Source organism: Pontixanthobacter sp. CEM42 (assembly GCF_017812015.1).
Taxonomy (GTDB): Bacteria; Pseudomonadota; Alphaproteobacteria; order Sphingomonadales; family Sphingomonadaceae; genus Pontixanthobacter.
The window spans coordinates 236,698-262,981 of the sequence record NZ_JADQTN010000001.1 but is presented as its reverse complement, the minus strand read 5'-3'; the positions used below and the strand labels follow the sequence as shown (position 1 = coordinate 262,981).

The window sequence follows — 26,284 nt, the reverse complement described above, 5'->3', positions numbered from 1 at the left end:
CTAGCGGCAATCGGCCACTTGCGGACATCGAATACCAATTAGGGGATTATTATGCGCCTTACACCGATCACACGCTTTGCTTCGGCAAGTCTGCTCGCACTGTCGCTCGCCGCGACACCGGTTATGGCCCAAGACGCGCCTGCGGCTGCAGAGGCTATGGAAGACACAACAACCGAAATGGCGGATGATCCGGCAGCGCCTGCATCAGTCTCTGATCTAATTGATGCGGTTTCTATTCCTTACGAACAGTTCGAGCTTGATAATGGCCTGACCGTGCTGGTGCACGAAGACCGCAAAGCCCCGGTTGTCGCGGTCTCGGTGTGGTACAATGTGGGTTCCAAGCATGAGCCGGAAGGCAAGACCGGCTTTGCGCACTTGTTCGAACATTTGATGTTCAATGGCAGCGAAAACGCGCCAAATGACTTCTTCGAACCGCTGCAACAAGTTGGCGCGACCGACTTCAACGGCACCACATGGTTTGACCGGACCAATTACTTCCAGACCGTCCCAACTGGCGCGCTGGACCGCACATTGATGCTGGAAAGTGACCGAATGGGCTATCTGCTAGGCGCGGTCACTCAGGAGAAGCTCGATAATCAGATCGGCGTTGTTCAGAACGAAAAACGTCAGGGTGACAACCAATCCTACGGCCTCACCGAATATGAGCAGCTTGAGAACCTCTATCCCTCGGGCCATCCGTACCACCACTCCACCATCGGCTCGATGGACGATCTGTCCTCCGCAACTCTGGAAGATGTGAAACAGTGGTTCCGCGACAATTATGGGCCAAACAATGCAGTCATCGTCCTCGCGGGTGACATCGACACCGCGACCGCCAAAGCCAAAATGAACACATGGTTCGGCGCGATTAAACGCGGTCCGGAAACACCCACAGTCGATGCTCCGGTGCCAACGCTGGATGCTCCAAAATCCAAGACAATTTATGACAAGGTCGCAACCACGCGCGTCTACCGGATGTGGGCGGTTCCCGGCCTCGACAATCCGGATTTCCTGCCATTGTCGATGGGCGCCAGCGTACTGGGCGGCCTCGCCTCATCACGGCTCGACAACAGCTTGGTGCGTGAACAGCAATTGGCCGTTCGTGTTGTCGCCAATGCACAGATCTTCGCGCAAGCCGGGCAGTTCGTGGTCTATGCCGATGCCAAGCCCGGTGTCGACAAAGACACAGTCGCTGCCGCGCTTGATGCAGAAATCGCCAAGTTCCTCGAGGAAGGTCCGACCGCTGAGGAAATCCAGCGCTCGACCACCGTCTACGCCGCAGGCCAGATTCGCGGATTGGAACAGGTCGGCGGCTTCAGTGGCAAAGCGCCAACACTTGCCGAAGGGTTCCTCTATCAAGGTGATCCGGCCGCTTACAAAACCACTCTCAAAAGCGCAGCGGCGCTGACGCCGGAAGAAGTCCGCTCGGTTACTGCGAAGTGGCTTTCGCGCCCTGTCTTTGAACTGATCGTCGAGCCCGGAGATCGCAAAGAAGGCGGCGAAGATCGCGGCGGCTTCGTGATTGCACCCGAAAGCTATGCTGGCTCACTGCAACCGGAATATTATTCCAATCCGCTTGGTCTTGGGATGCAAGGTGCGACTGGAGCACCTGTCGAAGCAGATCGCTCGAAATTACCCGACGTCGGCGAACTCAAGCCACTCGACTTCCCTGATATCGAGCGCGCTACACTGTCGAACGGGATGGAAATCTATTTCGCCAAGCGTGATGCTGTTCCGGTGGTCAGCGTCCGCGTTGCATTCGACGCTGGCTATGCCGCCGATCCGCGCAACCGGCTCGGCCTGCAATCGCTGATGCTGCAATTGATGGATGAGGGCACAACCACGCTCGATTCCACCGCTCTAGCCATCGAGCGCGAGAAATATGGTGCCTCGATCTTCGGTACAGCCGATGCAGACACAACATCCTTCGGTCTCGATGCAATTACCCCCAACCTGCTTGGCTCGCTCAACCTGTTGGCCGATTACATCCGCAATCCGGCTTTCGATGAGAACGAGCTCGAACGCGTACGCGCGCAGCAACTGACGCGCATCACCAACGAACTGAATAGCCCCGCGCAAATTGCGCAGCGCGCATTGATGCCGATCTTGTACGGCGATCAGCATCCCTACGGCATCCCGCCAAGCGGCACTGGTGAGGCAGAGGTTGTCTCGACCATCACGAAAGAGGAAATCTCTGACTTCCACCGCGTCTGGCTGCGCCCTGATATGGCCCGCGTGCTGGTTGTCGGCGACACATCACTGAACGAAGCAGTGACACTGCTCGAAGCCAGCTTTGGCGATTGGCAGGCACCCAACACGCCTGCACCGGTTAAGAGCTATGATGCGCCGGTTCCGGACACCAGCCGCAAAATCGTGCTGATTGACCGGCCCAACTCGCCACAATCGATCATTATGGGCGGTCATGTTCTGGAGCAGAAGGGCACCGATGATCTGACGGTACTGCGCGCTGCCAATGAAGTGTTCGGCGGCAGCTTCCTCAGCCGGATCAATATGAATTTGCGCGAGACCAAAGGTTGGTCATACGGTGTTCGCAGTTTGCTGCGAGCGCCGCTCGATCGCGGGAACTTCCTGATCTATGCGCCAGTGCAGGCCGACCGCACTGGTGATTCCATCACTGAACTGTTCCGCGATCTCGCAGCCTATACGACAACCGATGGTGTCACCGGTGAAGAGCTTACCCGCCTCATCAATGGCAATGTCCGCGAGTTGCCAGGTCAGTTCGAAACCAGCCGCGATGTGCTGGGCGGATTGACCAATATCATCACCTATGGCCGTCCAGACGATTATTACGAGACGCTGGCCGAAAAATATTCTGCACTGACCACAGACCAGCTTGACGCTGCGGCAAGGCAGACATTCAGCCTGAGCGACCTCACTCTGGTGGTGGTCGGCGATGCCAAGGTAGTCGGCCCACAGCTTGACGCCCTCGGCATTCCCGTGGAAGTACGCAGCCTAGATGCTGAATAGCGTCGGGTGACTAACCCTTTGAGAGAATAATTTTAGGAGAACGACTATGTCCGTAGCAGGCACTTATGATTGCGTAACCAAAAGCCCGATGGGCGACCAAAAGAGCACCGTGACCATCGTGCCAAACGATGACGGCACCGAGTTCACCGGCACCAATGCCGGCGCAATGGGCAGTATGGAACTGGAAGACGGCAAGATTGACGGCAACAAGCTGACTTGGACGATGAACATGACTGTTCCGATGCCAATGAAGCTCGAAGGCGAAGCAACCGTTGACGGCGATCAGCTGACCGGTGAAGTCAACGCTGGCGCTTTCGGCAAGATGGCAATGACGGGCCAACGCCAAGGTTAATCCGCTTTCAAAGCGACAATGAAAGGGCGCGGGAGCAATGCTCCGGCGCCCTTTTTTGTTGTGCAATTGAGGCGTCACGAACTCTCACATGACTGCCAATCTTCCGGCCGATTTTCCGATAGACATTCAAATGCTTATTGCTTAATTTCGCGAGCGAAGGGGTCTGGGGGTTACGTGACAATTCTGCAATGGTCGGCGGCAGCAGCGCTGCTTTGCATTCCCGCACAAGCCGGGGCGACCGACTCTGCACAGCCCACAGAATCATCTGAACCCGAAGCGATAGACAACGCTGCCGCAGCTGACGCGCCGATACTGCTCGACCCGGACGCTATGCCAACTATGCAAACTGCGGACGATCTGCCCATTTCGGATGACACCGCGACCGAACCCGTCCCCCTCCCGCCGGTTACCCTGCCTGCGAAGACACCAGTGTTCGTCATGCTGGACGACGAGCTCTCGACCGAGTTCAATCAGATTGGCGACACCTTTAGCGTTACGGTGTTGCACGATGTGCTGGAGGACGACGTGATCGTCATTCCGAAGGGCACCAAGGGTTATGGCGACGTGAGCTTTGTCACCGGCAATGGCGGTTTCGGCAAGTCAGGGATCATCGCCATCAATTTGAGTTATCTTGACCTCGGCGGTCAGGAATTCCTGCTTGACGGTCGATACCGTGAAGAAGGCAAGAACAAGAATGGCGCGGCAGTCGCGACTTGGGTCGCAGTCGGGGTCTTCTCTGGATTTGTCCGGGGCAAGGATGGCACGATCCCCGCAGGGCGCGAACTGAAAGCGCGTACCGGGGAAGAGATCACATACTTCCCGCTGCGTGACACAATCAAACCCGCTCCAGCAGAGGTGCCGACAAGCGAGGCGCCGGAGACTTCCATAGGTATAGAACCCAGCGTTGCAGCGGAATCGCTAGGCGAGCAGATCGAGGAAGCCCTGCCAAGCGCAGCCGAACCTGAAAACTCAGGCACGCGCGAGATTCTTCCAGACAACCCAATTTAGCCTTCGACAGGAGAAGTAACGATGAAGATCAAACACACATTCGGCTCAACCGGAGTCGCTCTAGCATCTGCCATTCTGCTCAGCACAACCGTGTCAGCCCAAGACGCCGCCGAGGGAGCAGATGCCGCTGCTGAGGCGACAGCTGAAGCTGCTGCGGATGCCGTGATGCCAAAAGAAGCAGCACCCGTTGAACCGAGAGAGATGATGCCTGTTCAGCCGGTCGAAGGCGAACAGGTTACCGAAGTGGTCGAGATCGTAGAAGAGCTCGCCCCACCGGTTTGCGAATTGCGCGTCTTTCCGACCTTGGAAGGACAGGCCCAAACCACCGGCTGGCTTTCCGGCTTTGGCGTGATCGGCGCGGTTGCGGACGCGGCCAAAAACAAGGATCGCAATATTAGCGAAGCTGAATATCTGCGCGATGCGCTCGGCCCCCGTTTTCAGGTCGAAGCGCTCGGCACGATTGATCTCGTCGAGGAGCTGAAATTGCCTGAAGGCACCGCGATTATGTACGAAACGCCCATCGCTGATCGTAAGATCACCACCAAGGTGAAAACGCGCCTGACCGACTCCACAGCGGATTGCTACGCCGAGCTGCTCATCACGCAGAACCTGTATCAGAAGAAAGCGATCTATGGCCGCTCGCTCAACAACCGGTTTATCTTCAAAGATTTCCGTGGCGGCAAAACCAAGACTAAAATGGTCAAGGGTCGCGGCGGTAACGGTCTGAAGCACTTCCCGCCAAAGACCACCGATGAGACCGAGGCAGCAGAGGCTGATCTACTCGCAGCCTTCACCAAGAACTTCCTCGAATATTCAAAGCGCTTCAAGAGGTAACAGAGGGCGCGGCTCTTCGCCGAGGAGAGCCGCGCGCTTTTTCCCGACCTGACACAAATAACAAGGTATCGCCTGATGAAATCCATCACGCCGCTTCTTCTCGCACTCGGCCTGTTGCTAGCTCCACCAGCGGCCGCACGAGACTATGATCCCGTCCTACCGAAATCTGCACCGGTGGCGTTTGGGGAGGCATGGACCGTCGGGGTCGCCATCCCGCAGGATGAGATTGCCACAGATGTCGAGATTGGCCGTGTAGCGTCCGATTCAATGGGCGGCGGCGGATTGCTCGGCGGTCTGATCATCGCGGCGCAGGACAATAAGGGCAAGGTGATGCGGTCCAATGCGTCTCAGCGCGCTGAAGCCGCGGTGCGCCCTCTCCGAGAAGTACTGCAGAACGTCGACATCCGCGCGCTCGCGCAGATGACCACAATTGCAGCATTCAACACTCAGAACGTAGAACCCACTCTGACCGCAGAACGCTTTCTTGGCGCGAATAAAGGCGTGTCAGCCGGCGCGGTAACTTACACTTACAGCCTGTCACCGGACTTCACCCAGATCCGCATTTCAGCCGATATCGCTTTGTCATGGAGCGACGCGAGTAAACCGGCGTTGGAGCAGCGCGTGACCAGCATCGTCCAGCTTAAGAAGCGCTCCTACGAACCACGGATCAATGTGCGCTCATGGTCCGCCGATGACGGCGAACTGGCCAAGGTCGCACTCGATGCGGGCTTCAAAAGGCTGGAAACTCTTATCCCGCAGATTGCGGCAATGAACCGTCAGCAATTCGACCAAGCGACCAGCAAGAAGCAAGCGAAAGCCTTCTTGGCCGGGTTCTATGGACCAGAGCTGTTTCGTGACGATTTAGGGCCCACCATCTGGACCGATGAAGGCGCGATTGCGCTGCAGTCAAAATAGGCGGAGCGGCTGAAAAACAACCGGCAATCAGTCGCCGTATTTAGACCTGTGCTCGGTCACTTTACCCGCCGCGAGAAGCTTGGCCTGCGCAACCCATTCGTCGCGGGTGATACGGCCTTTGAAGCTGCCCAGATGTGCGTCAACTTCGCCGACATCCTTTGCACGCCATGCGGCAATCTGATCGAACCGTGATACGCCAAGCGAGTTGCACAGGTCTTCCAGTTTCGGACCAATGCCTTTGATCCGTTTCAGATCGTCCGGATCACCGATGGCAACGGCAATGTTCGGCCTGTTTTCGATCTCGGCGACGGTTAACGGCGCAGGCGGTTCATCCCGTTTTTTGGAAGCGGCGACAGTAGCGGTCGCGGCGGTAGCCAAAGCCACCGGAGCGACCGGAACTTCCTTGGTGATCTCTTCGACAACTGGCTCTGGTTCCGGTTCAGGTGCCAGTTCGGATGCCGGCTCTGGTTCAGGCGCGGGCTCTGGCTCAGCGGACACTTCGTCTAGGACTTCATCCTCTTCATGGGTGTCGTCTTCATAGGATTCTTCCGTGTCAGAACCTGCCCAGACCCACCATGCAGTGGCAACGCCGATAAGCACGGCAACAATGAAGGGAAGCGGATTGGCGGCGATAATCGATAGCATGTCTATTCTCCCGCGCGCTTAGCTGCGCTTCCAGATCAACCAGCCCACACCGAGCCCGATCAGGAAGCAAATGATGAGCAATATCCATGTCTCCATTAGCAATGGCATCGGCTTACTCCCCTTCTTCCGGCTTGGCGTCAGTAGTTCCGCCGCGCACCGTAAACTCGATTCGCCGATTGGCTTGGTTAGCGGCGGCACCTGTCCCTTCGACCTTCGGTTTTTCGGAACCGAAACCCTTGGCTGACACTTGTTCAGCAGCAATGCCCCGCTCAATCAGCGCAGCAGCGATGCCGTCCGCACGTGCCTGGCTCATGCTGTTATTGATCGCGGCGCTTCCCGTGGCATCGGTGTGGGCTTCAACAGCGACTTTTGCGCCTTCGCATTCCTTCAGCACAGCTGCGACAGCGTCGATTGTGCGCAGCGATGTAGGGGACAAATACGGGCTGCCACTGCGGAACGTGATCGGATCAGCCTCCGCCGCTTTTGTGACTTCTGCCTGACATTCGGATGGGCCGGCTTCTGCAAGACCATCAATTTCAGGGTTAGCGACCGCGCCGCCTTCATCGTCCCAACGGGCTTCGGCAATGCCGCGAACGGTGCGAACAGCCTTTTTTGCTTCCGAACGCGCAGCATCATCGAGATCGCCAGAGAGTATCGCAAGTCGCCTGATCGATGGCTCGCGCACCATGCTGGCACTTGCGCCCTTTACACCCGCCGCAGACAGAGCTGCCGTGGCTTTCTCTTCCAAGCCAGCCACATAGGACTTGCCCGTCAACGCATGTGTGGCAAATGCAAGCACCGAGGTCGCGACCCCGCCCAGCAGAATTTTCACCCAGTCAGTCATCAACGACTCTCCCCGTAATCGCGCGCGAAGTTAAGGGGATGCCTGCGAATGTCGAGTCAGCGGCGCGAAACCGTCCCGAAATGACGCCGTTCTGCCGTTTTTGGCCGCTGTCTTCGAGGGGTGCTTTACGGTGAAATATGCGCACGCACGGCTTGATAGGCCGCGGCAGTCACCGTATTTGCCAAATTTAGTGATCGCACCTTGTCTGACCGCATCGGCAGGCCGACAAGCTGCGCCCGGTGCGCATCGACGATTTCCGGCGGAAGTCCTTTGGTTTCGCATCCGAAAACAAGAAAAGCGTCGTCCGGATAATCCGGCTCGTAAAAGCTGCGATCCGCATATTCTTCGAACAGGTAAAGCTGGTTATCGCGCGGCTTGCGTTCCTCTAGGAAAGCATCCCAGCTAGCGAATTCCGCCAGCCGAATATGCTGCCAATAATCGAGGCCAGAGCGTTTTACGCGGCTGTCCGAAAGCTCAAAGCCGAGCGGATGGATCAGCACCAGCTCCATGTTGAGCGCCACGCAGGTGCGGCCGGTTGCGCCAGTGTTGCCGGGTATTTCCGGATGGACGAGGACTATCGAGGTCAGCCCAATTTGCCCTTTAGAATCTGGTTCACGACCTGCGGATTGGCCTGTCCCTTCATCGCTTTCATCGTCTGGCCGACGAAGAAGCCGAACAGCTTGTCCTTACCACCTTTGTACTGCTCGACCTTATCCTCATTACTGGCGAGAATATCGTCGATGGCCGCTTCGATGGCGCCAGTGTCGCTGACTTGTTTGAGGCCTTCGGTGTCGGCGATCTCTGCTGGGTCGCGGCCGGTTTTAAGGACAATCTCGTAGATTTCCTTGGCTTGACTGCCGGAGATATCACCTGCGCCCTGCATACCAAGGATCGCCGCCTGCGCCTCGGCTGTGGCGTATTCGAGGTTTGCTTCATCGCCGAGCGACTTCACCACACCTGGTGCGGTCGACATTGACCAGTTTGCCACGGTCGTCGCGATTTCGCTTTCAGGCTTACCGAGATGCTTGGCAGTGATGTCTAGCAGCGTTTCAAAACGCGCGAAGGTTTCGACTTCAACCGTCAGAACCGCTGCGTTGTATTCGCTCAGCCCCAGTTCCTCGATGTAGCGCGTGCGCTTGGCATCGGGCAGTTCGGGCAGGCTAGCACGGCATTCCTCAAGGAAGGAATCCTCCAAATTCACCGGCAGCAAATCGGGATCGGGGAAGTAACGGTAATCATGCGCGTCTTCTTTGGAGCGCATCGACCGCGTTTCGTTCTTGTCGGGATCGTAGAGGCGCGTTTCCTGCACCACCGTGCCACGATCTTCGATCAGATCGACCTGACGGCGCACTTCGCTTTCGATCACTGCCATCACAAAGCGGACCGAGTTGACGTTCTTCGTCTCTGTGCGTGTGCCCAGCTCTGTATCGCCGACTTTGCGCACCGATACGTTAACGTCTGCACGCATCGAGCCTTGCTCCATATTGCCGTCGCACGACCCGACATAGCGCAGGATCGAGCGCAGCTTGCGCACATATGCTCCGGCTTCGGCAGGCGAGGTCATATCGGGCTTGGAGACAATCTCCATCAGCGCCACACCGCAGCGGTTGAGATCGACATAGGACATGGTCGGGTGCTGGTCGTGCATCAGCTTGCCCGCATCCTGCTCCACGTGAATCCGCTCAATGCCGATGATCTTGTCTTCGGGAATACCGGCCTTCTCGTCCTTCTCGATCAGCAGCTGCCCCTCGCCCACGATAGGGTGATAGAGCTGCGAAATCTGGTAGCCCTGCGGCAAATCAGCGTAGAAGTAATTCTTCCGGTCAAACCGCGAATATTTGTTGATCTGCGCCTCGATCGCCATGCCGGTGCGCACCGCCTGACGGATGCACTCGGCATTGGGCACGGGCAGCATTCCCGGCATCGCGGCATCGACCAATGACACCTGCGTATTCGGCTCTGCGCCAAAAGTCGTATCCGCGCCGCTGAACAGCTTGGACTGCGACGTGACCTGCGCATGGACCTCAAGGCCGATCACGACCTCCCATTCGCCCGTTGCGCCTTGGATGCGGTAGTTACTCATTTGTTTCACCAGAATTAGTGTAAAATTCTCTTAGATCGGGAAGCCGTGCGCCAGATGATACAAGCTCATCCATCACTCCATTAGCACGTTCAATCTGTTCGACCTTGGCGGATTCGAACAATTCATAAGCTAAGTTGTACTGCGCTATTTGCGAACCCAAGTTCGCAGACTTTTCGAGCCATGACAGCGCGCTGTCACGATCTTGCTTCGCGATCCAGTAATATTGGTAGAGGCGAAATGCGGCGGCGGCATCACTTTTTGCTGCTGCATCGAGTTCCGCGAGTTCATTCGGGAAGAGACCATAGGCCGCCTGCGACGATAAGAGCGTTCTCGGATCTGGACTCTGACCTTTGCCCACACAAAACGCCATGAACATCGGAAATTGCTCGGGGTGAAAACCTATCGGCAAAAGGCGATTGTTCACCGCCTCAGTTTCTTTCAGCGCAGCGGCACAGAGATACAATCCGCTGTTCACATAGTAAGCAATACCGTCACAGCCCTGAACTTCAGTATCCAATGCTGCTGACAGTTGATCGGCGTAGGAAGAAGTATCGCCTAATGATGATCCGCTAATGCCCAATTCAACGAGCTTCGCTTTATCGCCACTGAAGGAACTCGACCTGCGAACCACTTCTGCCATCTGAAGCGGATGTACCAGCATTCCCGATGGTGCAAAAACGCGATTCATCGCGCCTGTTGCACTGATCGTGAACGCATCGGATCGATCATAGGACTCAGCATGACTTGAAAGCCAGCGCGTCATCGCCTCTGTAGGTGCTTGGGCAACTTCACTGTTGCTGTCGATGCATTCGACGCTCAACGGCTTGTCTTGAGCTTGCAGGGACACGGGCAAAGCCAACGTAACCAAAGACGCCGAAACCACCGTCGCTTTAAGGTGGCTTAGCGCTCTCACCACCACTTCTCCGGTTTCGCGGTGAATCCGGCGCGCTCTTCAATCGCGAGGCCAGCGTTCATCACACCTTGCTCGTCAAAGGCTTTGCCGACGATCTGCAGGCCGAGCGGCAGACCTTCGCTGGTCACGCCGCATGGCACTGACATTGCGGGCAGTCCGGCAAGGCTTGCAGGCACTGCGAACACATCGTTGAGATACATGCCCAGCGGATCGTCGTCCTTCTCGCCCAGGCCAAAGCTGGCCGAGGGCGTTGTCGGGGCGAGGATTACATCGCAATGCTCCCACGCCTTTTCGAAGTCCTGCGCCACCAGCGTGCGGATTTTCTGCGCCTGATTGTAATAGGCATCGTAGAAGCCCGCGCTGAGCACATAGGTGCCGATCAGCACGCGGCGCTTCACCTCGTCACCGAAACCGGCGGCACGTGTCTCGGCATACATGTCCTGCAGCCCTGCACCGTCGGGCAGATCGCGCAGACCATACCGCACGCCGTCATAGCGCGCGAGATTGCTCGACGCCTCTGCAGGCGCAATGATGTAATAGGCGGGCAGCGCATATTTGGTATGCGGTAGGCTGATCTCGACGATCTCCGCGCCCGCATCCTTCAGCCATGCAATTCCGTTGTCCCAGCTTTGCAGGATCTCAGGATCGGTGCCTTCCATCCGGTATTCCTTGGGAATGCCGACTTTCTTGCCTTTGAGGTCCGAATTAAGCGCCGCTTCCCAATCGGGAACCGGCAGGTCGAGGCTTGTCGAGTCTTTCGGATCGAACCCCGCCATCGCGCCCAGCATGATCGCACAATCGCGCACATCATGCGCCATCGGTCCTGCCTGATCGAGCGAAGACGCAAACGCGACCACGCCCCAGCGCGAACAGCGCCCGTAAGTCGGTTTCACGCCGGTAATCCCGGTAAAGGCCGCCGGCTGACGGATCGATCCGCCAGTATCAGTACCCGTCGCAGCAGGAGCCAAACGCGCCGAAACCGCGGTCGAGCTACCACCCGAAGAACCGCCAGGGCTCATCGGCGTATTCGACCCATCGGGGCGGCGCCACGGTGAGGTGACATTGCCGAAATAGCTCGTCTCGTTGGATGAACCCATTGCGAATTGGTCAAGGTTGAGCTTGCCCAGCATCCCAGCGCCAGCGGCCCAGAGATTGCTCGAAACAGTGCTTTCGTACTGTGGCGTAAAGCCTTCGAGAATATGGCTCGCGGCAGTGGTTTGCACACCCTTGGTGGCGAACAGATCTTTCATGCCAATGGGTACGCCAGCCATGCTGCCCAGCTCTTTACCAGCAGCGCGGTCGGCATCGACTCCGTCCGCGGCTTCAAGAGCCCTTTCAGGCGTGGTCACGATAAACGCGTTGAGGTCAGCCGCCGCAGCAACATTAGCGTTGAACGCCTCCGCCACTTCACGCGCAGAAAAGTCGCCGTTTGCAACGCCGTCACGGATCGCCGCGACGCCCAGGTCAGTTAGGTTGCTCATCACTCGATCACCTTCGGCACGCCAAAGAACCCGTGTTCAGCAGCGGGCGCATTGGCCAGCACATCATCACGGCGATCTCCGCCAGTTTTGGGATCGGCATTCACCTCGTCAGCGCGCAGGCGCAGTTCGTTGGGAATGACAGCGGTCATTGGTTCAACATTAGAGCAATCGACCTCGCTCAGCTGGTCAACCCAGCCAAGAATCTGGTTGAGTTCGGGCACCATGCGCTCGAGCTCGTCATCGCTCATTTTGATGCGGGCCAAAGAAGCGATCTTGGCAACGTTTTCTTTATTGACTGACATGCCTTGCGCTTAGCCGCGCGGGCGGGCGGCTTCAAGCGGGATTCGCGCGCGGAATGCTATTCAAATGCCGGCTATTCGAATGGAGCGCTGGCTGGTTTGCCGTCAACATATAGCTGACGTCCGGTAAAGGGTCGCAATTCAACCTCGGCATCGGGTCCAGCTTCAACCGCGCCCATCGAGCGGTCCTGCTGCATTGTGCCGTGGCGGATTTGCATTTCCTCGACTTCACCGGTTGCCTCGTTAAACACCAAGAATTCGGGGTCATATTGGGCAATTACAGCCAACAAAGGCCCATCCTCTGCCTCACCGATTTGCGATACACGGCAGGCTATGCGGCATAGATAACCACGCTCAAGCAGATAGGTCCGCACAGCTATTTCTATGCGCTCTTCCGAAACGTCGATAATTGCCTTCTCGACAGCATCACGGCTTTGCGCCGCGCGGCGGCCGCCATACCGGCTTTCCATATCCTCAGCGGCTTTGGCGAGCTTGGCCATTTCGGCATTGTCGCTCTTCGTGAGTTCGGTCAGGGTCTCACGTCCTGCATCGCCGAAATCCCAGCGCAGCGCGGCATAATCAAAATCGGCCACCGACACTGCCCCACTTTGCAAACGGGACAATTGGTTGCTGGTCGATATCGCGCCGAAATTAAACAGCGGCATGGCAAGGATAAACGCGATGGTCGAAACCAGCACTGCCAGGTGCAGGTTCGACGTCCGTAAATAGTCACGCCATCCGGCCATCCGCCCGCGAATGAACGCAATCAAATAGACCAGCCCAAACGTCGTCGCGACCACGATAGCGATCAGCGCCCATATGCGTTCGGGTGATAAGCCATGCTGCGCGATCCGCGTCCCCATCGACACGGCGGCAAATACAGTCAGCGGGAAGATACCAAGCGCAAGGATCAGCGCCGCCCATTGCTGAACGCGTGACTTGGTCATGTCCGCATCGTCGTCACGCAGCACAGCATTGGTCAGCACAAATGCACCAACGGCGCAGCCAAGCAATACTGGTGTCGCGCTACGGGTTGCTTCCCACAAGACGTCTGGACCGGATACGATCATCGCCAATAGAAACAGGATCAGCGCAATAGCCAGTGGCACCGCGAGCAGCGATAGAACCAGAAGAACAACCGATTGGAGGGTGGAGAGTACTTTGATCTGGTTCCGCAGCACGCCCAGCGCAGCGCCAAATGCCAGACCGGAGAACACCCAACCGAACCATTCTTCGCGCATCAGTTCTTCGATTATGTTGATATTGAGCAGTTCAAACAGGCTCGATAGCAACAGCAGGACCAGCCAGCTTAACCCGGTAAAAGCCAATGCGCCTGCGCCGCTAATTGCATCGGTCCAAACGAAGTAATGCGCATCGGCATAGGACGTGTCGAAGCGCTTTTTGAAAAAGCCCGCTTGGAACAGAGGCAGCGAAAGCGTCACCGCAAGGATACCCGCAGCCACCCAAAAGCTGGAATCGGAATAGTAGTCCCCTGCACTGGTCGCGCGCCAAGCGATCCCCGCCATCACCAGTCCGGACACGCCGGCAAAAATGGCTGGTGGGATCAGATAGTCGCGGTCGAGCGTGAAAGCAGCAACGCCGGCAGCAAAGAAGAAAAACGCAGTCAGCGCCATGCGCCATGGCACATCATAGCCACCATCGCTGGCCAGATGCACGCCGAGACCCGCGATAGCGAGTAGCCCTGCCAGCACCCATGGGCGTAGCGACCAATCGTCAGGAAATGCCGGATTTTGGGCCGGATTGGAGTTTGCTTCGGAGCTTGCTTCGGGCTCGATATCGACCGCTTCACTCATGCAAACTTCTCCGGTTGATCGTTACGCTCGTAAACCTGCTTAGTTATCCGATCAGTTTCCGGGTGCAGCAGGTGGCGGACCAGCCGGGCCACCGGGACCGGCAGGCCCACCTGGACCGCCCTCACCTTGCTGCTGTTGCATCATCTGCTGGAACGCCATCATCCGGCGCTCGGCATCTTCACGTGCCATCATATCGACGATCTCGACTTCAAAGATCAGATCACTGTTAGGCGGAATGGGTGAACCAGGTGCTGGTGTTGCGCCGTAACCCTTCTCTGCCGGTATCTCGATCAGATATTTGCCGCCCTTCTGCGTTTTTTGCAGACCTTCAATAAAGCCGTCGATCAGCGCACCTTCTTCGAGCAGTAGCGGCTGGCCCTCTGGGAACAATTGCGGCGGTAATTGCGACGTTCCCGATTCATCGAACACAGTGCCATCGGGCAGCTTGCCGACATAGTTGACGAACACGACTTGACCGAGCTCTGGTGCAGGGCCTGTGCCTTCAGTCAACGTTTCAACCGAAACACTTTTCGGCACCGCCGCCCAGGCAATGCCTGCGCCAATCAGGATTGCCACAATAATGCCAAGCCACAGCTTGGTAAGCGAACCCTTGGCAATGGGTTGCAGAGGAACGCGAGTGACTTCGGTCATGTAAACATCCTGATTATGCGAATTATCGTCTTCGGCTTCGGCGCCAAAAACAAAAGGGCGCAGATTTCTCCGCGCCCTGATGGCTTATCACTGAACTGTGTTCAAGCGAGTATTGAAGCAGCGAGGATTTATACCCCGTCACGCTCCATCCGCTTGCGGTCCATTTTGCGTGCACGGCGAACCGCAGCAGCCTTTTCACGGGCGCGCTTTTCGCTTGGCTTTTCGTAGTGACGACGCAGTTTCATCTCGCGATACACGCCTTCACGCTGCAGCTTCTTCTTGAGCGCGCGTAGGGCTTGGTCGACATTGTTATCGCGAACCATGATTTGCATAAATTCAAAAACCTCAGTGCAAAGAGACAGAGACCGCACGAACGCGGTGTGACCCCGTAAAAATCAACGAAAATGGGCCGAATCCGCGAGGGATCGGCTCGAACAGAGGCGCAATTAGCGAATCATCCCTGAATTGGCAAGTGTTTTGGCAAGTGCGAAGCTGGCAAAAATGGCTACGTCAAAACTGCGGGTCTACCCCGCCCGATCATACGCCTCGTGCATCCATGCCTGCACCTCTGCATCAAAATCGGCCCGAGTTTCCAGGCGAACGCGGTGACTGCACATTGCGTTGTAAGTTTCGAGCCGGCCACTTGGTTCGTCACCTTTCAGCGCCAAACCCAGATCAATCCGGGTCTTGGTCGCAGGCGTGATCAACGCGAATTGCTTCTTCCGGCGCAAGCTCACGCTAGATTTTTTAGGCGCGACCTCAACATCGCCGCCCAGCGATTTCGCGAATTCTACAATTGAATCGTGGATTGGCTTCAAATCGGCTTTCGCGCCCGAATATTGTTCCGCAACCAGATCAACTTCCCCACCGGTTTCTTTGCTCTTCGCAGCGATTAGATTGGCGAATCCGTGGGAAACGCCATGCTCGCCTTTCAGGAACGCCATGATCTCGCCGTGCTTAGCAAAGTTCTGCGCGGCAATCAGCTTCAGCCATTCGTCCAATGGCTTGCCGGTTTTCTCCGGAATATTTGCTAGCATCGTGGCCAATTGTTCTTCGGGCGTCGCCATGGGATCCTCATCTTATGCTGTTGTTCTATCGAGCGAGACTATGCCGCGCTCGCTCGTGCCGCAACACAAATGACACACTACGCTTCCAAGCCGCCGCGCGCGCGGCTAAGAGGCACGCCATGTCCTCCCTTTCTCCTCTAGTTGCCACGCTGAATGTTGCGGTTGGCGGTGCCGCCGGTGCGGCGCTGCGTTATCAAACCGGGCGCGCCGTGACCGGTTGGGTCGGCCCCAAGGCCGCCAGCACCTTCCCGTGGGCCACGCTGACTGTCAATCTGATCGGCTGCCTGCTGATGGGCGCGCTGGCAGGTTGGTTAGCGCGGCACGGTAGCGAAAATAGCGAACAATGGCGCTTGCTGCTTGGCGTGGGTCTGCTGGGCGGTTTCACAACGTTTTCCGCCTTCAGCCTTGAAATGATGCTCCTGATCGAACGCGGCCAGATCGGGCAGTCGCTGCTCTATGCTTTTGTATCAGTGATGGCGGGGTTGGTTGGCCTTTACATCGGGCTTTACGCTGTGAGGCTGGTATCATGAGCAATGACAACGAAGAGCGTGAAGGCTCGGGCGTAAACCCGTGGGACAGCGCCAAAACATCTGACAAGGTCCGGCAGTTTACCGTTGGCCCTGATGACGACGATATCCGCGTCGACCGGTGGTTCAAACGCAATCTGCCGCAGATCGGCTTTGCCATGGTAAGCCGTTGGGCGCGTACCGGACAAGTGCGCGTTGATGGCAAGCGCACCAAGCCGGAAGCGCGACTGAGAGCGGGCCAAGTGCTGCGCGTTCCACCGGGCGGAGAAAGCACTCAACGCAAACCGCGTAAGCGTGAGGAATTGTCCGACGACGATATCGACCGCGCAGAGGCGATGCTGATCACGCAGGACAAGGCCGCGATTGTGCTCAACAAACCCCCGGGTCTGGCGACGCAAGGCGGCACCGGTACGCGCGATCATGTTGACCGTTTGCTTGATGCTTTTGCTGGCGAAACCGATCCCCGCCCGCGCCTCGTTCACCGGCTGGACAAAGACACCAGCGGCGTTCTTCTGACTGCACGCAGTCCCGGTAGCGCGGCGTTCTTCTCCAAGCGGTTTTCTGGCCGCGATGCCAAGAAAGTCTATTGGGCGCTCATTGTCGGCGTGCCCGAAGTGCATGACGGTGTGATCGAAGCCAAGCTCGCCAAACAGCCCGGTACTGGCGGCGAGAAAATGCATGTCGACGAGAAAGACGGTCAGACTGCTAAAACGCGCTATCGTGTCGTTGACCGCGCAGGAAACCGCGCCGCATGGGTCGAATTGCAACCCTTCACGGGCCGCACTCACCAACTACGCGTGCATATGGCCGCGATCGGTCACCCGATTGTCGGCGATGGCAAATATGGCGGGCAAGACGCGTTTCTAACCGGCAGCATAAGCCGCAAGATGCACCTTCACGCTCGCCGCTTGATTATCGATCATCCCGATGGCGTGCCGTTGGACGTCACCGCAAGTCTGCCAGAGCATTTCGCGCAAAGCATGGAGCAATTGGGCTTCGATGAGGCCGATAGCGATGCTGCGCCCGAGCAAGATCGCGGCCCGATGCCCAAACAGCTTCAGAAGAAAGCGGCACGCCAACACTCCAAGCAAATCCGCAAGGAACAGCGCGGCGAACGCAAAGGCCGCGGCATGAAAGATGCGCCAAAACGGAAACTGGGCAAGAAGTCGAAAGCACAATTTGCCAAGGGACCGAAAGGCGCTGGTAGGCCTGGCGGTAAACTCGGTGGTGGGAAGCCGGCAAAGCGGGGCAAGCGGTAATGCATCCCAACCCGGTCTTCCGTAGCGATGATCGCAATCTGCTCGAAACGCTGATCGACCAGATCGGCTTTGGCATGGTTTTCGCGGAGACGCCCGATGGTCCGCGCGTGGCGCATACACCGCTGCTCTCGACCGGGGACGGCGCAGTCCAATTCCACTTGGCGCGGAGCAATGCGCTGACCAAATCTCTCGACGGGAAAACCGGTCTGGTCGTCGTCAACGGTCCGGATGCCTATGTCAGTCCGCGCTGGTACGATAATCGCGGCACCGTGCCGACATGGGATTACATCTCTGTCGAACTCGAGGGCCGTGTCCGGCGGATGAGTGACGAAGGTCTGGAAGCTCTGCTCCATTCGGTAATCGATAAGCACGAAACGCGGCTGGGCGGCGAGCAATGGGCGGCGGACGAAACTCCCGATGATGTTTGGCAGAAGTTGTTCAAAGCCATCGCCGGCTTCGAAATGGAAATTCTGGCGTGGCGACCTACTTTGAAAATGTCGCAGAAGAAATCGCCTGACGAACGCGAGCGGATTGCGGCAGGGCTAGACAATATGGGTTCGAGCGCGCTTGCGCATCTTATGCGGACATTGGTTCCATGACCGTCAAACTCGCTGTCTTTGATTGCGATGGGACACTGGTCGACGGCCAGGCGAGCATTTGCGAAGCGATGGAAATCGCGTTTGGTTTGGCCGATTTGCCTGCGCCGGACCGCCATGACATTCGCCGGATTGTCGGGTTGAGCTTGCCGCAAGCAATGCGCCACCTCGCCCCCGATGCCAGCGAGGCACAACGCGCTGCTGCGGTCGAGGGGTATAAGGAAGCGTTTCGCACCAGCCGGATGCAAGGCCGTGTGCAGGAACCACTATTCACCGGGATGGTCGCCCTGCTCGACCGTCTCCGTGATGGCGGATGGACGCTTGCGGTCGCTACCGGAAAATCGGATCGCGGCCTATTCTCATGCCTTGCAACGCACGGACTGAACGATCACTTCGTGTCGCTGCAAACGGCGGACCGACATCCGTCGAAACCGCACCCTGCAATGTTGGAGGCAGCGATGAGCGATGCTCTGGCCCAACCGGAAAACACGGTGATGATCGGCGACACCACGTTCGATATGGATATGGCTGCCGCGGCGAAAGTGCGCGGGATCGGTGTCGATTGGGGCTATCACACGCCCGATGAGCTGACCGCCTCTGGCGCGACGCATGTTGTCACGACCACACAGGAACTTGGGAGCATTTTGCTATGAGCGATCCAACCGTCGATGAGAATGTCGCAAAAACGCGATTTCTGATTATTAGCCTGACCCGCGTTTTTGGCGTGTTCGCGTTGATGCTTGGCATTCTGGTGGTGCTCGGCAAGGTCGATTGGCCCCCGATTGTCGGATATGTATTGCTAGTCGTCGGTGTGGCTGACTTTCTCATCATTCCGCAATTCCTGACCAAGAAATGGCGGAGCAATCCGGAGTGAAACGCTTTTATGAGGCGGTTGACGTCGAGGCCGCCGACAACGGAATTCAGATCACGCTGGATGGCCGCGGAATCAAGACCGCGCTCGGCAATGCGCAAGTTCTGCCAACAAAAGCCCTTTCCGATGCGATGGCCAAGGAGTGGGACGCGCAAGGGGAGGAGATCGATCCGGCGCTGTTTCTTTATCGCGATCTTGCCGACTTTGCGATTGATATGATCGCGCCCGATCGCGACGCGACAATCACCAAACTGCTCAGTTTCATCGAAACCGACACGCTGTGCTACCGCGCCGATCCGGACGAGGCGTTCTACGCAAGACAATGCGAGATGTGGGATCCGCTGCTCGAAGAACTGGAATCGCAAACAGACATAAAGCTCGAACGTATCAGCGGGATCATGCACCGGCCGCAATCGCCGGAAATGCATATCAAGCTGACCGATCGGTTAAACAATTTTGATGACTTCGCGCTGGCGTCCACGCTGACGATGGCATCACTCGCTGCGTCGCTATCGGTGGCGTTACTGGCCAACGCGGCGGACGCAGATGCCAACGCGTTATGGTCTGCCGCAAACCTCGAAGAGGATTGGCAGATCGAGCAATGGGGTCAGGACCACGAAGCCGAGGACGTCCGCAAGCGGCGGACAGCCGATTTCCTCAATGCGTTTGAATTTGGCCGTTTGGCTGCCGCGAGCGCTTAAGAACCAATCCACTCGGCAACTTGACGAGCGACATCATTGGCACCGCGATTGAGCGCATCACCGACTTCGCTGGCTTCCGCTGGCACGCCCGATTGCACGCTTTCGAAGCGCTTGGTTTCGATCCCGCCATCAGCTGCAGCGCGAATCGCATCGTAGCGGACCACGACAGATGATGAGCGCGCATCATATCCGAAATTGCGCAGAGTTCCGCGCAATTGGGCCGAGGCAACAATACCCGGATCATCGCCATCAATCACCAAACGCTCTCCGCGCGAACGGATTGTCTCCGCGAGCAACCGGCGAAACAAGCGCGTCGGCCGCTCAACCCAAGTCGCATCCTTCAGATAGGCGATCTCGGTATCGGTAACCTGCACCGGAACGCGGTTCACTGCGATGCGCTGGGGCGCTTCGGGTTCGATGATTTTGATTGCCGTTTCTGCTGTACCTGTCGCGCCAGCGCCCGCGGGAACTGCCGTTTCAGGCGTCAATGTCAGCAAGCTAGGTGGAGGCTCGGAGCCTAGGCTGATGCAGCCCGACAACGCAATCGCTAGGCCGAAGGCGAGACTGCCGCGCAGGATGTTCATCGGCGTTGTTTCCTTTTTCACTGTCTCGATCACGGCTCATACTCCGGCAACGGCTGCGGGCCGAGAAGCGAGCTAGCTCCTTCATTCTCCAACCGTTCGGTCACATTGCGCAGCGCTTGGCTCGTCGCTTTCAAATCTTCCAGCGTCGCTTCCACCGCAGGCAGCGTTTGGCTGGTCAGTTGCTGCGTCGCAGGCTTAGCAGCGTCCAGCGTCGCACTGAGCGATTTCGCAGCAGTATCCGCTGAACCCAGCGTTGTGCGAAGCTGGGTAGCAAGCTGCGCGCCTTCCTGATTGAGCAAGGTGTCGGTCGACTGGGTGACTTTCTCAAAGGCATCAAGCGCCTCGGCACCCTCGCGCAGAGTGTTCTCAAGCTCTTTCATTGTCGCCTGAATTTGCGGTCCGGTATCGGCCAGCTGATCAGTCATCCGGTTGGTATTAGCCAGAATTGCACTGATTTCCGACTGGTTCCGGTCGGACAGCAATTCGGTCATGCGTTCGGTCAGCGTAGCTAGACGTTCCAGCAGAACCGGCGCGCTCGACAATAATGCACCCAAACCGCCAGCCTTGGGCGGAATTTGCGGGACGTTCTCGCTAAAGCAAGCGGTTGTTTCGCAAGTGATCGGCGGTGCGCCTTGGCGTGCGCCCTCCAGAAGGATTGTCGACACACCGGTAAACGACCCCTGGATCGTGGCCGTCGTACCAATCAGGATCGGTACTTCTTTCTCGACTTCGATCCGCACGCGGACGAATTCCAGATTGTCCTCGTAGAGTTTGATTTCGCTGACACGGCCCACGGGAACACCGGCAAAGGAAACCTGCGAGCCATTGGCAAGGCCCGACACGTCCTGTCCGAACAGGATGTCGTATTGCTTCTGCTCACCCTGCCCCAATTGTGCGAGCCAGATGATGAAAGCGGCCAGCGCGCCAAGCAGCACCAAAGTGACTGCCCCGACCCACAGATGATTTGCCCGCGTTTCCATATGCTTCCTCTATCTTCCGGCCTTATGCCTTGCCTTGATGCGGCTTGTCCATTGATCGCGACGCGCTTTTCGCTTTGCGGCGCTCGTCGCGCGCTTGGCTGGCCTGTGCGGCGCGCCCGCGCGGCCCGTTGAAATATTCCTCGATCCACGGATGCCCAGTTTCGAGCAATTCGGGAATCGTGCCGACCGCGACCACCTGCCTATCGGCCAGCACCGCGACCCGGTCGCAAATCTCGTACAGCGTATCGAGATCGTGGGTGATCAAGAACACGGTCAGACCGAGTGTCTCTTTCAGTTCCTTGGTCAGTTGGTCAAATCGCGCCGCACCAATCGGATCGAGACCTGCTGTTGGCTCGTCCAGAAACAACAGCTCGGGATCGAGCGCCAATGCCCGCGCCAAGCCAGCACGCTTCTTCATGCCGCCTGACAATTCGGACGGATATTTATCAGCCGCCTCTTCCGGCAAGCCCGAGAGCATCACCTTGTAGCGGGCGATATCTTCCATCAGCTTCGGCCCAAGTTCGGGATAAAACTGCTTCAGAGGTACTTGGACGTTTTCGCCGACCGTCAGCGTGGAGAACAGCGCTCCTCCCTGGAACAACACACCCCAACGGCAGCGGACACCGATCGCTTCGTCCGGCTCCGCATCGGTTATCGATTGACCGAAGACCCTGATTTGCCCCTCACTCGGGCGCTGAAGGCCAATGATCGAGCGCATCAGAACCGATTTACCGGTACCTGATCCGCCGACCACGCCGAGAATTTCGCCCTGCCGCACTTCCAGCGACAAGTCCTCGTGGACCGACTGTTCGCCAAACCGATTGGCGAGTCCTTCGACTACAATCGGAAAATCATCCTGCATGAAATCCTGCGCGTCTTCAGGGCACTGATCGTCTGACATCAGCCCCACCCGATTTCGGTGAAAAACACTGCAAAGAACGCATCGAGCACGATCACGGCGAAGATTGCAGAAACCACCGCCATGGTGGTGCGCCGCCCGACTTGCTCAGAATCGCCCTTGACCTGCATCCCGTGATAGCAGCCCGCAAGCCCAATAATCAGTCCGAAGACCGGCGCTTTGATCAGGCCAACCCACAGATCGTAAGTCGGCACCACATCCTTGATCCGCTCCAGGAATGTCCAGAACGGAATGCCCAGCGACACATCCGCCACCACAGCGCCGCCGATAATCGCCATCACTGCGGCATAGAAACCGAGCAAGATCATCATAAAGGTGGCAGCGAGAATGCGCGGAATGACAAGCGCTTCCATCGGTGAGATACCGATGGTCCGCATCGCATCGATTTCCTCGGTCAATTTCATTGTGCCTAGCTGCGCAGCGAAAGCAGATCCCGAGCGGCCCGCAACCATAATTGCGGTCATAAGGACACCCAATTCGCGCAGGGTAATCCGCCCGACCAAATTGACCGTCAGCGTCTCCGCGCCAAACTGCGCCAACTGCACAGCCCCCTGTTGTGCGATCACAATTCCGATCAGAAAACTCATCAGGCCAACGATAGGCAGCGCCGTAATACCTACCAGCTCAAACTGGCGGATCAGCGCCTTGCCGCGAAACCGGCTAGGGTTTGCTATCAGGCCGCCGGCGGCCTGCAAAATCTGTCCAAGAAACCCGACCACGCCAACAATGCCCCAACCCGCATTGCGCGTCAGACGGCCGGCATGCTCGGGTAGCCAAGCCCAAAGCGGTTGTTCATCCGCTTTCTGACTGTCGGTCTCACCCAGCGATTCGACCGCATCAAGCAGCCGCTGGGCACGCCCATCCGCACCGACAATTTCGGCCTCGTGATCATCTGCGATACGGCAGGCTATCCACGCGCCAACGGTGTCGATCGGATGCACCGCGCTTAGATCAATCTGGGTTATCCCCTCACCCAAATCACGCAAGTCGCGCTCGATTTCTCCAATAGTTGAAACAAGATAAGGGCCAGAGAGCACCAATCGCGTGCCGCCTCCGTCAATTTCCTCGAGGGAAAATTCTGCCCCATCATCCATAGTGCAAAGCTATGCGGTGAAAACTCCCACACTACAAGCCGCCAAGTGCCAGTTGCTTACCGCGAAAGGCGCTGGCAAAGGCGTTTTTGATATGACAACCGAACTTTCAAAGACATTCGATCCCGCTTCCATCGAAGCGCGCTGGTACCAGCATTGGGAAGAGAACGGCCTGTTCCGGCCTGAGCGCCCTGACGCGCAGCCTTTCACCATCGTGAATCCGCCGCCAAACGTCACGGGTTCGCTGCATATCGGTCACGCGCTCGACAACACGCTGCAGGACATTGTCGTGCGCTATGAACGTCTGCGCGGTAAGGATGCGCTGTGGGTGGTCGGGATGGATCATGCGGGCATCGCGACACAGATGGTCGTCGAACGCCAGATGGAAGAACGGCAGGACAAGCGCACCAATTACACGCGCGAGGAATTCGTCGACAAAGTCTGGGAGTGGAAAGAGGAAAGCGGCGGTACGATTACCGGCCAGCTGCGCCGCCTCGGTTGCTCCATGGACTGGAGTCGCGAGCAATTCACAATGGACCCGCATTTCAGCGATGCCGTCCTCAAAGTATTCGTAGACCTGTATAATAAGGACCTCATTTACCGCGATAAGCGCTTGGTCAATTGGGACCCGAAGCTGAAAACCGCGATTTCCGATCTGGAAGTCGAGACTCAGGATTTGAAAGGCCAGTTCTGGCACTTCAAATACCCGCTCGCGGACGGCGTTACGCTCGATGATGGCCGCGATTATATCGAGGTTGCGACCACGCGGCCCGAAACAATGCTCGCCGATATGGCGGTTGCGGTCCATCCGACTGACGAGCGCTACGCCTCGGTCGTCGGCAAAGAAGTTGTCCTGCCGATAACCGGTCGCCGTGTGAAAATTGTCGAGGACGAACACGCCGACCCTGAATTGGGTTCGGGTGCGGTGAAGATCACTCCCGGTCACGACTTCAACGACTTCGAAGTCGGCAAGCGCGCCGGCATTGCTGCGGGCGATATGCTCAACATGCTCGATGGTGAGGCGAATGTCTGTCAGACTGCTGATGGCTTGGTGCCCGATGAATTCCTCGGCCTGCACCGCTTCAAGCGAGATGGCGTCGATGGCGCGCGCGAGCTGGTTGTGCAGCGTCTGAAGGAACTCGACAGCCTGATTCCGCACATCACCAAGACCAAAAAGGGTGAGGAAGTCGAACTCGATTCCGAACCGCGTACCATCGCGACCCCATTCGGTGATCGCGGCGGCGTGGTGATCGAGCCTTGGCTGACCGACCAATGGTATGTCGACGCGGAGAAATTGGCTGTCGCGCCGATGAAAGCCGTCCGCGACGGCGATATCGAAATCATCCCGCAAAGTTGGGAAAAAACCTTCTTCCACTGGATGGAGAATATCCAACCGTGGTGCATCTCACGCCAATTGTGGTGGGGCCACCGGATACCGGCTTGGTTCGATGATGACGGTAAATGCTACGTCGCTATGACCGAAGAAGAGGCGCAGGCGCAGGCAGGCGCAGGCGTTGAACTTACGCGCGATAGCGACGTCCTCGACACCTGGTTCTCCTCCGGATTGTGGCCCTTTGCCACACTCGGTTGGCCCGACGAGAACGCGCCGCTCTATGAAAAGCACTACCCCAACGATCTACTTATCAGCGGGTTCGATATCCTGTTCTTCTGGGATGCGCGGATGGCGATGCAGGGGATGCATCTGACCGATCAAGCGCCGTGGAAGCGGCTCTATCTGCACGGCCTCGTCCGCGCGGCAGACGGCTCCAAAATGTCCAAGTCGAAGGGCAATGTCGTCGATCCGCTCGGCCTTATCGATCAATATGGCGCGGATGCACTGCGCTTCTTTATGGCGGCGATGGAAAGCCAGGGCCGCGACATCAAAATGGATGACGAGCGGGTCAAAGGATACCGCAATTTCGCAACCAAACTGTGGAACGCGACACGCTTCTGCCAAACCAACGGCATCACCGCATCGACTACTCTGGAAGCGCCCGCAGCGACCAGCGCGGTCAACAAATGGATCATCGGTGAAGTCGCCGAAACGCTGGGCAAGCTAGATGCGGCAATGGCCGATCTGCGCTTCGATGCGGCGGCGAACATCATCTACCACTTCACATGGGACACATTCTGCGACTGGTACATCGAGCTTGCTAAACCTACGCTTCAGATGCGAGCGGGGGCAAATGAGCTACTTGGTGATCCGAAAGAAGAAACTCTCCAAGTTGCCGGATGGGTGCTCGACCAAATTCTGGTGATGCTCCACCCCTTCATGCCCTTCGTCACCGAGGAGCTGTGGAACGCACAGGGCGACCGAGCGAACTATCCGATCATAACCGCGAAATGGCCAGAGTTTGATGCTGGCGTTGATGCGGACGCGAAAGCCGAAGTCGAATGGTTGATCGGTCTGACCAGCGCGGTGCGCGGCGCGAAGAACGAACTCGGCATTCCTCCCGGCCAGAAGCTCGAAGCCTATTGTTCAGAGCCAAGTGCGCTTGCCGCTGACGCAATTTCGCGCAACGCAGCCGCTATCGAGCGCCTCGCGCGCATCACCACGATCCACACGTCACCAGCACCCGATGGCGCCGCGATGCAGATCGGTGCTGGCACCGATACGCTGGTAATTCCGCTCGAAGGTCTGGTCGATATTGACGCCGAGAAAGCACGCCTGACCAAAACGCTGGAAGCTTCCGCAAAGGAAGTGAAGTCTCTCGAAGGCCGCCTAGGCAATGCAAACTTCGTCGAACGCGCCAAACCCGAAGCGGTGGAAAAAGCCAAAGCTGACCACGCGCATCACAGCGCCGAAGTCGACCGGTTGAAGGCTGCGCTGGAACGGTTGGGATAGGTTTCAATTCCGCACTC

At 57.6% G+C, this 26,284-nt stretch carries 27 protein-coding genes; 12 read left to right on the top strand and 15 right to left on the bottom strand.

The window, feature by feature from the left end:
- The first annotated feature begins 51 nt into the window (after positions 1 to 51).
- From J9777_RS01185 to J9777_RS01165, 5 genes are all read left to right on the top strand, one after another.
- Positions 52 to 2,988 carry a pitrilysin family protein gene (locus tag J9777_RS01185; protein ID WP_209346978.1) on the top strand — a complete coding sequence of 979 codons (2,937 nt, stop codon included), beginning with the start codon at positions 52 to 54 and terminating at the stop codon, positions 2,986 to 2,988.
- A gap of 46 nt (positions 2,989 to 3,034) precedes the next feature.
- Positions 3,035 to 3,340 carry a hypothetical protein gene (locus J9777_RS01180; protein WP_209346977.1) on the top strand — a complete coding sequence of 102 codons (306 nt, stop codon included), beginning with the start codon at positions 3,035 to 3,037 and terminating at the stop codon, positions 3,338 to 3,340.
- 174 nt (positions 3,341 to 3,514) lie between these two features.
- Positions 3,515 to 4,348 (top strand): hypothetical protein, encoded by an 834-nt coding sequence (locus J9777_RS01175; protein WP_209346976.1) that lies wholly within the window; start codon positions 3,515 to 3,517, stop codon positions 4,346 to 4,348.
- Positions 4,349 to 4,369: 21 nt separating this feature from the next.
- The gene (locus J9777_RS01170) at positions 4,370 to 5,182 is read left to right on the top strand and encodes a hypothetical protein (RefSeq protein WP_209346975.1); all 813 of its coding nucleotides are present in this window, start codon (positions 4,370 to 4,372) and stop codon (positions 5,180 to 5,182) included.
- 75 nt (positions 5,183 to 5,257) lie between these two features.
- Positions 5,258 to 6,097: a hypothetical protein gene (locus tag J9777_RS01165; RefSeq protein ID WP_209346974.1), complete on the top strand. Its 840-nt coding sequence runs from the start codon at positions 5,258 to 5,260 to the stop codon at positions 6,095 to 6,097.
- Between the two features lie 27 nt (positions 6,098 to 6,124).
- On the opposite strand, the gene J9777_RS01160 is transcribed toward J9777_RS01165, so the two are convergent.
- From J9777_RS01160 to J9777_RS01110, 11 genes are all read right to left on the bottom strand, one after another.
- Positions 6,125 to 6,742, bottom strand: a complete 618-nt coding sequence (locus tag J9777_RS01160) for a hypothetical protein (protein ID WP_209346973.1) — start codon at positions 6,740 to 6,742, stop codon at positions 6,125 to 6,127.
- Positions 6,743 to 6,854: 112 nt separating this feature from the next.
- Positions 6,855 to 7,586 (bottom strand): OmpA family protein, encoded by a 732-nt coding sequence (locus J9777_RS01155; RefSeq protein ID WP_209346972.1) that lies wholly within the window; start codon positions 7,584 to 7,586, stop codon positions 6,855 to 6,857.
- A 125-nt stretch (positions 7,587 to 7,711) separates the two neighbouring features.
- A complete protein-coding gene (locus J9777_RS01150; RefSeq protein WP_348631977.1) occupies positions 7,712 to 8,164 on the bottom strand; it encodes a tRNA (cytidine(34)-2'-O)-methyltransferase in 453 nt (150 codons plus the stop codon).
- A 5-nt stretch (positions 8,165 to 8,169) separates the two neighbouring features.
- Positions 8,170 to 9,669 (bottom strand): Asp-tRNA(Asn)/Glu-tRNA(Gln) amidotransferase subunit GatB, encoded by a 1,500-nt coding sequence (gene gatB / locus J9777_RS01145; RefSeq protein ID WP_209346971.1) that lies wholly within the window; start codon positions 9,667 to 9,669, stop codon positions 8,170 to 8,172.
- Positions 9,662 to 10,582: a hypothetical protein gene (locus tag J9777_RS01140; RefSeq protein ID WP_209346970.1), complete on the bottom strand. Its 921-nt coding sequence runs from the start codon at positions 10,580 to 10,582 to the stop codon at positions 9,662 to 9,664. The genes gatB and J9777_RS01140 overlap by 8 nt, the downstream gene beginning before the upstream one ends.
- Positions 10,579 to 12,063 (bottom strand): Asp-tRNA(Asn)/Glu-tRNA(Gln) amidotransferase subunit GatA, encoded by a 1,485-nt coding sequence (gene gatA / locus J9777_RS01135; protein WP_209346969.1) that lies wholly within the window; start codon positions 12,061 to 12,063, stop codon positions 10,579 to 10,581. The genes J9777_RS01140 and gatA overlap by 4 nt, the downstream gene beginning before the upstream one ends.
- Positions 12,063 to 12,365, bottom strand: coding sequence for an Asp-tRNA(Asn)/Glu-tRNA(Gln) amidotransferase subunit GatC (gene gatC / locus J9777_RS01130; protein ID WP_209346968.1), 303 nt, complete (start codon positions 12,363 to 12,365; stop codon positions 12,063 to 12,065). Before gatC ends, gatA begins: the two co-directional genes overlap by 1 nt.
- A 71-nt stretch (positions 12,366 to 12,436) precedes the next feature.
- Positions 12,437 to 14,176 carry a DUF4153 domain-containing protein gene (locus J9777_RS01125; RefSeq protein WP_209346967.1) on the bottom strand — a complete coding sequence of 580 codons (1,740 nt, stop codon included), beginning with the start codon at positions 14,174 to 14,176 and terminating at the stop codon, positions 12,437 to 12,439.
- A gap of 51 nt (positions 14,177 to 14,227) precedes the next feature.
- Entirely contained in the window at positions 14,228 to 14,827 is a 600-nt protein-coding gene (locus tag J9777_RS01120) for an FKBP-type peptidyl-prolyl cis-trans isomerase (RefSeq protein ID WP_209346966.1), read from the bottom strand.
- A gap of 128 nt (positions 14,828 to 14,955) precedes the next feature.
- A complete protein-coding gene (rpsU, locus tag J9777_RS01115; protein WP_160602859.1) occupies positions 14,956 to 15,159 on the bottom strand; it encodes a 30S ribosomal protein S21 in 204 nt (67 codons plus the stop codon).
- A gap of 192 nt (positions 15,160 to 15,351) precedes the next feature.
- Positions 15,352 to 15,894, bottom strand: a complete 543-nt coding sequence (locus J9777_RS01110) for a DUF4287 domain-containing protein (RefSeq protein WP_209346965.1) — start codon at positions 15,892 to 15,894, stop codon at positions 15,352 to 15,354.
- Positions 15,895 to 16,013: 119 nt separating this feature from the next.
- On the opposite strand from J9777_RS01110, the gene crcB reads away from it, so the two are divergent.
- From crcB to J9777_RS01080, 6 genes are read left to right on the top strand one after another with little or no spacing between them, the layout of a single operon-like run.
- The gene (gene crcB / locus J9777_RS01105; RefSeq protein WP_209346964.1) at positions 16,014 to 16,424 is read left to right on the top strand and encodes a fluoride efflux transporter CrcB; all 411 of its coding nucleotides are present in this window, start codon (positions 16,014 to 16,016) and stop codon (positions 16,422 to 16,424) included.
- Positions 16,421 to 17,680, top strand: a complete 1,260-nt coding sequence (locus tag J9777_RS01100; RefSeq protein ID WP_209346963.1) for an RluA family pseudouridine synthase — start codon at positions 16,421 to 16,423, stop codon at positions 17,678 to 17,680. Before crcB ends, J9777_RS01100 begins: the two co-directional genes overlap by 4 nt.
- A complete protein-coding gene (locus J9777_RS01095; RefSeq protein ID WP_209346962.1) occupies positions 17,680 to 18,279 on the top strand; it encodes an FMN-binding negative transcriptional regulator in 600 nt (199 codons plus the stop codon). The genes J9777_RS01100 and J9777_RS01095 overlap by 1 nt, the downstream gene beginning before the upstream one ends.
- Positions 18,276 to 18,929, top strand: a complete 654-nt coding sequence (locus J9777_RS01090) for an HAD-IA family hydrolase (protein WP_209346961.1) — start codon at positions 18,276 to 18,278, stop codon at positions 18,927 to 18,929. The genes J9777_RS01095 and J9777_RS01090 overlap by 4 nt, the downstream gene beginning before the upstream one ends.
- Positions 18,926 to 19,150: a hypothetical protein gene (locus J9777_RS01085; protein ID WP_209346960.1), complete on the top strand. Its 225-nt coding sequence runs from the start codon at positions 18,926 to 18,928 to the stop codon at positions 19,148 to 19,150. Before J9777_RS01090 ends, J9777_RS01085 begins: the two co-directional genes overlap by 4 nt.
- Positions 19,147 to 19,848: an ATP12 family protein gene (locus J9777_RS01080; protein WP_209346959.1), complete on the top strand. Its 702-nt coding sequence runs from the start codon at positions 19,147 to 19,149 to the stop codon at positions 19,846 to 19,848. Before J9777_RS01085 ends, J9777_RS01080 begins: the two co-directional genes overlap by 4 nt.
- On the opposite strand, the gene J9777_RS01075 is transcribed toward J9777_RS01080, so the two are convergent.
- Genes J9777_RS01075 through J9777_RS01060 form a run of 4 tightly spaced genes read right to left on the bottom strand, consistent with a single transcriptional unit; the run spans position 19,845 to position 23,425 of the window.
- Positions 19,845 to 20,465 (bottom strand): ABC-type transport auxiliary lipoprotein family protein, encoded by a 621-nt coding sequence (locus tag J9777_RS01075; RefSeq protein WP_348631899.1) that lies wholly within the window; start codon positions 20,463 to 20,465, stop codon positions 19,845 to 19,847. The genes J9777_RS01080 and J9777_RS01075 overlap by 4 nt on opposite strands.
- Positions 20,462 to 21,412, bottom strand: a complete 951-nt coding sequence (locus J9777_RS01070) for an MlaD family protein (protein ID WP_209346958.1) — start codon at positions 21,410 to 21,412, stop codon at positions 20,462 to 20,464. Before J9777_RS01070 ends, J9777_RS01075 begins: the two co-directional genes overlap by 4 nt.
- A 22-nt stretch (positions 21,413 to 21,434) precedes the next feature.
- Positions 21,435 to 22,313: an ABC transporter ATP-binding protein gene (locus tag J9777_RS01065; RefSeq protein WP_209346957.1), complete on the bottom strand. Its 879-nt coding sequence runs from the start codon at positions 22,311 to 22,313 to the stop codon at positions 21,435 to 21,437.
- Positions 22,313 to 23,425: an ABC transporter permease gene (locus tag J9777_RS01060; protein WP_209346956.1), complete on the bottom strand. Its 1,113-nt coding sequence runs from the start codon at positions 23,423 to 23,425 to the stop codon at positions 22,313 to 22,315. The genes J9777_RS01065 and J9777_RS01060 overlap by 1 nt, the downstream gene beginning before the upstream one ends.
- Positions 23,426 to 23,516: 91 nt before the next feature.
- On the opposite strand from J9777_RS01060, the gene J9777_RS01055 reads away from it, so the two are divergent.
- A complete protein-coding gene (locus J9777_RS01055) occupies positions 23,517 to 26,267 on the top strand; it encodes a valine--tRNA ligase (protein WP_209346955.1) in 2,751 nt (916 codons plus the stop codon).
- Positions 26,268 to 26,284 lie beyond the last annotated feature (17 nt).

What these genes read in the sequence shown, in the direction of transcription:
- J9777_RS01065 (WP_209346957.1), bottom strand. Translation starts at nt 22,313, where the DNA reads ATGTCAGACGATCAGTGCCCTGAAGACGCGCAGGATTTCATGCAGGAT.
- J9777_RS01120 (WP_209346966.1), bottom strand. Translation starts at nt 14,827, where the DNA reads ATGACCGAAGTCACTCGCGTTCCTCTGCAACCCATTGCCAAGGGTTCG.
- J9777_RS01170 (WP_209346975.1), top strand. Translation starts at nt 4,370, where the DNA reads ATGAAGATCAAACACACATTCGGCTCAACCGGAGTCGCTCTAGCATCT.
- J9777_RS01155 (WP_209346972.1), bottom strand. Translation starts at nt 7,586, where the DNA reads ATGACTGACTGGGTGAAAATTCTGCTGGGCGGGGTCGCGACCTCGGTG.
- gatB (WP_209346971.1), bottom strand. Translation starts at nt 9,669, where the DNA reads ATGAGTAACTACCGCATCCAAGGCGCAACGGGCGAATGGGAGGTCGTG.
- J9777_RS01100 (WP_209346963.1), top strand. Translation starts at nt 16,421, where the DNA reads ATGAGCAATGACAACGAAGAGCGTGAAGGCTCGGGCGTAAACCCGTGG.
- J9777_RS01055 (WP_209346955.1), top strand. Translation starts at nt 23,517, where the DNA reads ATGACAACCGAACTTTCAAAGACATTCGATCCCGCTTCCATCGAAGCG.
- J9777_RS01095 (WP_209346962.1), top strand. Translation starts at nt 17,680, where the DNA reads ATGCATCCCAACCCGGTCTTCCGTAGCGATGATCGCAATCTGCTCGAA.
- gatA (WP_209346969.1), bottom strand. Translation starts at nt 12,063, where the DNA reads ATGAGCAACCTAACTGACCTGGGCGTCGCGGCGATCCGTGACGGCGTT.
- J9777_RS01165 (WP_209346974.1), top strand. Translation starts at nt 5,258, where the DNA reads ATGAAATCCATCACGCCGCTTCTTCTCGCACTCGGCCTGTTGCTAGCT.
- J9777_RS01185 (WP_209346978.1), top strand. Translation starts at nt 52, where the DNA reads ATGCGCCTTACACCGATCACACGCTTTGCTTCGGCAAGTCTGCTCGCA.
- gatC (WP_209346968.1), bottom strand. Translation starts at nt 12,365, where the DNA reads ATGTCAGTCAATAAAGAAAACGTTGCCAAGATCGCTTCTTTGGCCCGC.
- J9777_RS01110 (WP_209346965.1), bottom strand. Translation starts at nt 15,894, where the DNA reads ATGGCGACGCCCGAAGAACAATTGGCCACGATGCTAGCAAATATTCCG.
- J9777_RS01060 (WP_209346956.1), bottom strand. Translation starts at nt 23,425, where the DNA reads ATGGATGATGGGGCAGAATTTTCCCTCGAGGAAATTGACGGAGGCGGC.
- J9777_RS01085 (WP_209346960.1), top strand. Translation starts at nt 18,926, where the DNA reads ATGAGCGATCCAACCGTCGATGAGAATGTCGCAAAAACGCGATTTCTG.
- rpsU (WP_160602859.1), bottom strand. Translation starts at nt 15,159, where the DNA reads ATGCAAATCATGGTTCGCGATAACAATGTCGACCAAGCCCTACGCGCG.
- J9777_RS01125 (WP_209346967.1), bottom strand. Translation starts at nt 14,176, where the DNA reads ATGAGTGAAGCGGTCGATATCGAGCCCGAAGCAAGCTCCGAAGCAAAC.
- J9777_RS01090 (WP_209346961.1), top strand. Translation starts at nt 18,276, where the DNA reads ATGACCGTCAAACTCGCTGTCTTTGATTGCGATGGGACACTGGTCGAC.
- J9777_RS01070 (WP_209346958.1), bottom strand. Translation starts at nt 21,412, where the DNA reads ATGGAAACGCGGGCAAATCATCTGTGGGTCGGGGCAGTCACTTTGGTG.
- J9777_RS01180 (WP_209346977.1), top strand. Translation starts at nt 3,035, where the DNA reads ATGTCCGTAGCAGGCACTTATGATTGCGTAACCAAAAGCCCGATGGGC.
- crcB (WP_209346964.1), top strand. Translation starts at nt 16,014, where the DNA reads ATGTCCTCCCTTTCTCCTCTAGTTGCCACGCTGAATGTTGCGGTTGGC.
- J9777_RS01160 (WP_209346973.1), bottom strand. Translation starts at nt 6,742, where the DNA reads ATGCTATCGATTATCGCCGCCAATCCGCTTCCCTTCATTGTTGCCGTG.